6 protein-coding genes are annotated in these 4,729 nt (G+C 62.9%); all 6 read right to left on the bottom strand.

Annotation, left to right across the window (positions count from 1 at the left end):
• Window positions 1–121, bottom strand: a 121-nt coding sequence (locus ACYCUK_RS23395) for an ATP-grasp domain-containing protein (protein WP_461277649.1), incomplete at its 3' end; no start/stop codon positions are given.
• Between the two features lie 73 nt (window positions 122–194).
• Window positions 195–758 (bottom strand): DUF2889 domain-containing protein, encoded by a 564-nt coding sequence (locus tag ACYCUK_RS23400; RefSeq protein WP_461596995.1) that lies wholly within the window; start codon window positions 756–758, stop codon window positions 195–197.
• Between the two features lie 157 nt (window positions 759–915).
• A complete protein-coding gene (locus ACYCUK_RS23405; protein ID WP_461596991.1) occupies window positions 916–1,452 on the bottom strand; it encodes a regulatory protein RecX in 537 nt (178 codons plus the stop codon).
• 119 nt (window positions 1,453–1,571) lie between these two features.
• The gene (recA, locus tag ACYCUK_RS23410; RefSeq protein WP_461596992.1) at window positions 1,572–2,618 is read right to left on the bottom strand and encodes a recombinase RecA; all 1,047 of its coding nucleotides are present in this window, start codon (window positions 2,616–2,618) and stop codon (window positions 1,572–1,574) included.
• Between the two features lie 132 nt (window positions 2,619–2,750).
• Window positions 2,751–3,491: an OmpW/AlkL family protein gene (locus ACYCUK_RS23415; protein WP_461596993.1), complete on the bottom strand. Its 741-nt coding sequence runs from the start codon at window positions 3,489–3,491 to the stop codon at window positions 2,751–2,753.
• Window positions 3,492–3,513: 22 nt separating this feature from the next.
• A complete protein-coding gene (locus ACYCUK_RS23420; protein ID WP_461596994.1) occupies window positions 3,514–4,518 on the bottom strand; it encodes an SGNH/GDSL hydrolase family protein in 1,005 nt (334 codons plus the stop codon).
• Window positions 4,519–4,729: the final 211 nt, after the last annotated feature.

Genomic DNA, 4,729 nt, shown 5'->3' on the forward strand with positions numbered 1-4,729 from the left:
GCCCGCCGAGCTGCTGCGCCGCATGCACGGCTTCATCCACCGTGTACGCGGGCGTGCCGCGGGGCACGGACACCCCGCATTCGCGCAAGATCTGTTTGCCCTGGTATTCGTGAATCTTCATGTTGGGAGGTCTCTGGCAGGTTATGGGGCCTGGCGTAGGACCAGGCGCTTCAGGTGGATTGGAATGCGTGTTGTCAGCCGGATCGCGAAGCACCGCCGGCACTCACGCTGCTGTCGGAATTGTGCGCCGCAGGCCTGGCCCAGCGGGGGTAATAGCGCAGCACGGCGGGGCCGTCCAGGCGGAGCGCGTGACAGCGGTCGAGTTGGAAGGGCTGCTTGCCGTCGCTGGCTTCCGGGCGCACCACTTCGCCGGCAAACGCCTGGATGACGGCCGTGGGCAGGACGCGGGTGAGTTCGGTGATGTGGGTGCAGCCCAGGGCCCCGTGCAAGCGTTGCCTGACCGCAGGCGAGAAGCCATGCAACAGGTTCAGGCCGATGAGACTGCGGTAGGCGTCGCCATAGTCTTCGCAGTAGCCGGGATAGGGCGCGGCCAAGGTATGCGCGTCGGCGTCGACGATGTGAAACGCGATGTCGATGGTCAAGGTCAGCCGCATGTGGTGAATGGGCTGCCCGGCGCGGCGCAGGCCGGCAGCCAGCTCGAAATCGCGCGTTTTGGTGTCGATCAACTCGGCCTCGATGTCCCACAAACCATCGTCACGGGCATAAACCTGCAGGCTGATGGACCGCGTTTGCACCAGGCGGCGGGAGGTCGAGCGTCCGACATGCGCGAGGCCCTCAGCGGGAGCTGACGTGGCAGGTGCCGGCGCTTTGTTCTGGTTTTCGGTCGGTGACACGGGAATTGATGCAGCGCAAAAATTCAAGTTTAGCAGTGCATACGGCGGGGATGCCGCCCATTCAATCGGCAGCGTCGGGCGGTGGAGTGTCGTCAGGATGCTCCTGCAGGTCTTCGTGCGGGTCAGGGTCCGGGGCGTCGTCCATGGCGCCCTTTCGGTGCGTCGCGGCATGCAGCTTCATCGCCTGCCGTATCACATCGTGCGGGAAGCCACGCGCAGCCAGGAAACGCTGCTGCCGCGCGTGCTCCTGGGGGCTGCTCACAGGCTCGGGATGGCGCTTGCGCAGGATGCGCAACGCCCGCGCCAGGTCGTCCTGCAAGGGCGCGTTGAGCGCGTCAAGCGCGCCGCTCACAGTGCCCTCGTCCAACCCGTGCATGCGCAGTTCCTGGCCGATGCGCTGGCTGCCGTACTTGACCGATCGCCTGCGCACCAGGGATTCGGCGAAACGCTGCTCGTCGAGCAGGCCAAGCGTCTGTAGCTCATCCAGCACGGCAGCGAGCTCCGCCCGATCGGGCGGAAGGTCGCCCGCCTTGCGGGTGCGCGAGAGTTTGCGTTCAAGCTCGGCGCGGCTGTGCTCGCGCATGGTCAGCAGTCTCAAGGCATGGGCCTTGAGACTGCTGGTTCCCCCAGTGGGTTCGCCTTGCGCCACCCCGCCCCCCGACGGGGATCGCGAACCTTGGGGCGACCCGGCGGTTTGCTTGGGGACGTACCCGCCGCTCACGCGTCCACTGAAACCACGGCAGCTTGCAGGCCGGGCACGCCGAGTTGTTCGCGCACGGCGTTTTCGATTTCCGTGGCGATGGCCGGGTTCTCTTTCAGGAACTCGCGGGCGTTGTCCTTGCCCTGGCCGATTTTTTCGCCCTTGTAGGCATACCAGGCACCGGATTTATCGACGATCTTGGCGTTCACGCCGAGGTCGATGATTTCGCCTTCGCGCGAAATGCCCTCGCCATACAGAATGTCGAATTCGGCCTGCTTGAACGGCGGCGCCACCTTGTTCTTCACCACCTTGACCTTGGTCTCGGAGCCGATGACCTCCTCGCCCTTCTTGATGGCGCCGATGCGGCGGATGTCCAGACGCACCGAGGCGTAGAACTTGAGCGCGTTGCCACCGGTGGTGGTTTCGGGATTGCCGAACATGACGCCGATTTTCATGCGGATCTGGTTGATGAAGATCACCATCGTGTTGGTGCGCTTGATGCTGCCGGTGAGCTTGCGCAGCGCCTGGCTCATCAGCCGCGCTTGCAGCCCCGGCAGCGAATCGCCCATTTCCCCTTCGATTTCAGCCTTGGGCGTGAGCGCGGCAACCGAGTCGACCACGACCAGGTCGACCGAACCGGAGCGCACCAGCGCATCGACGATTTCCAGCGCCTGCTCGCCGGTGTCGGGCTGGGAGATCAGCAGGTCTTGCAGGTTGACGCCCAGCTTCTGGGCGTATTGCGAGTCCAGCGCATGTTCCGCGTCGATGAAGGCGCAAACGCCGCCGAGCTTTTGCATCTGGGCAATGACCTGCAGCGTCAGCGTGGTCTTGCCCGAGGACTCGGGACCGTAAATTTCCACCACCCGGCCGCGCGGCAGGCCGCCCACGCCGAGGGCGATGTCGAGCCCCAGCGAGCCGGTGGACACAACCTGGATGTCCTCCACCACCTCGCCCTCGCCCAGGCGCATGATGGAACCCTTGCCGAACTGTTTTTCAATCTGCGACAGCGCGGCAGCCAGTGCCTTGGCCTTTTCCGCGCTCACCATGGTCTTGCCCTGTTCCATTTGTCCTGCCCCGGTTGTTTCACGATGGATCAGAATTTATCACACCTGTATATAAAAACAGCCGAACACACGCACCGAGCCCAAGAAAAAAGGGGCTTGCGCCCCTTTTGAACAGGCACCTGCACAACTGATTCAGAAGCTGTAGCCCACTGCCACGGTGTAGACGATGGGATGGAAGTTGATGTGCGTCTTGGCCTGCGAGGTGATGAGGCTGGGATTGATCGGCGAATAGGACGTGGACGTCAGATCGCTCTGCACATCGGCGACGGCCACTGTTCCGACCACCGACCAGCGCGGGTCGATGTGATAGATCAGCCCGGCGTGCGCTGCTGCGCCCCAGGAGTCCGACAGACTGATCTGGGTGGGGCCGAGATGGTCGGTGAGCGAACTGAGCGCCTTGGTGTTGGTGAAGCGCGTGTAGTTGATGCCCAGACCGACGAAGGGATCCCACTTCGATTGCTTGCCGAGGATGTGGTAGTTGATGAAGGCGGTGGGCGAGATGACATCGACATCGGTGATGCCCACTCCGGGTTTGACGCCGACCTTGGCCCAGTTGGCGCCCATGGCGTCGGTTCGCACCCGGGGCGGATAGCCCAGCACCAACTCGAAGCTCCAGGGCCCCGGCAGGTCGCGCACAAAGGTCAAGCCGAGCGTCGCGGCATTGCCGACGTTCAGGTTCAAGCCGGGCGGCGTGTTGTAGCCGCTCAAGTCCGCCGAGCTGGAATGATTTTGCAGATAGGCCAGGCCGACGAACACGGTATTGGGGGTGGCCGAATCCGCATGGGCGCTGGGTGCGGCAAAAACCGCGGCCAGCGTCAGAGCGGCCGCAACCGGAGCCAGCGACCAGGATGATTGACGCAGAAAAGTTGTCATGTGAGATCTCCTTGTCGTGTGGTCATTGCGCCCAGCCGAAACCCTTCATCGCCTGCAAGGTTGCGTTGGCGATGACCTGATAACCGGCGGGTGTGGGGTGAACCGAATCGGCGAATAGCCAAGTACTCAGATTGGCGCTGGTGGCACCGGCGGCTGTGAAGGGTGTGTTCACGTTGCACAACAGGGAACTGGTGGTCGCCGGAGTGCACCAGGGCGTGGTGGTGTTGGTGAAACCGAACTGGGACGGATTGGCCATTTCCTGATTCAGCAAGGCGAAGCCATCGAGCATCTTCACCGGCTGGCCCTGCAAGTCATTCGTCAAGCGCTGGTTGAACACCTGCACGAGGTTGGACAACAAATAGCAGGGCTGGGTTGGGTCCTGGTTGTTGCACACATAGCCGGCGGGGGGAGCGGCGGGTGGTGATGCGCCGGTGTAAGGCAGGCCGCGGCCGAATGGCGTGACGGAGGAATCGGGCAAGGTGTAGACCAAGACGTACTGCCCGCCCTTGGCGATGATGTTTTGCACCACGCCAGCCAGTTGATCGGCTGCCGCACCAACGGTGGCTTGTGCCACCGCCACAGCTTGCGAAGTTGCCTGCTGCTGGACTGCGGCGATCTGTGCCTGTGTCAGCGGAGTACCGGCCTGCGCCGCCTGGGTCATGGCTTGCGTCACAGCCTGGGTCACCTGCGCGCTCACATTGCCCAGCGCGGTGAAAATGTCGTTGTTGCCGGCAAGCACGGTAATGAGTTGGCCACTGGTGAACGTACTGAACTGGGTGAGATAGTTCTGCACCTGCTGGGTCACGGGAATGGTGAGCGCGCCGGTGCTATGGCCGATGCCATTCGGGTTGCTGACCATGGAGCCGCCCTGGGCGAAATTGGTACACGACCCTTGGCCCGAAAATGCGCAAAATGGCGGCGTAGCGCCGGGCGATGTTGGGCCCTGCAACGTGAGATAGACCGGGCCTTGCGCTGTACCGTAGCCGATGAGATTCGGGGTCAAACCAAGGCCCATGCTCTTGGCCAAGACATTGGTCCAGTTTCCAGTGGCAGCGCCATTGACCGTGAACTGACCGCCTGCCGGATATGGCAGCCCTGTAAACGACACTTGAGCCCAATACTGTTCAGATAGATAGTTTTCAGGCATAATTCGGTTCTGTCGCGACGACGACGGACGGAACCGATGGCGAGAACCCGCAAGTCACTGCCCGAGAGAGTTGATGTGGCGCATCTGATCA

Source organism: Thiomonas sp., from assembly GCF_054608695.1.

Excerpts from the sequence above, each read along its gene's own strand:
- recA (WP_461596992.1), bottom strand. The coding sequence starts at position 2,618 with ATGGAACAGGGCAAGACCATGGTGAGCGCGGAAAAGGCCAAGGCACTG.
- ACYCUK_RS23415 (WP_461596993.1), bottom strand. The coding sequence starts at position 3,491 with ATGACAACTTTTCTGCGTCAATCATCCTGGTCGCTGGCTCCGGTTGCG.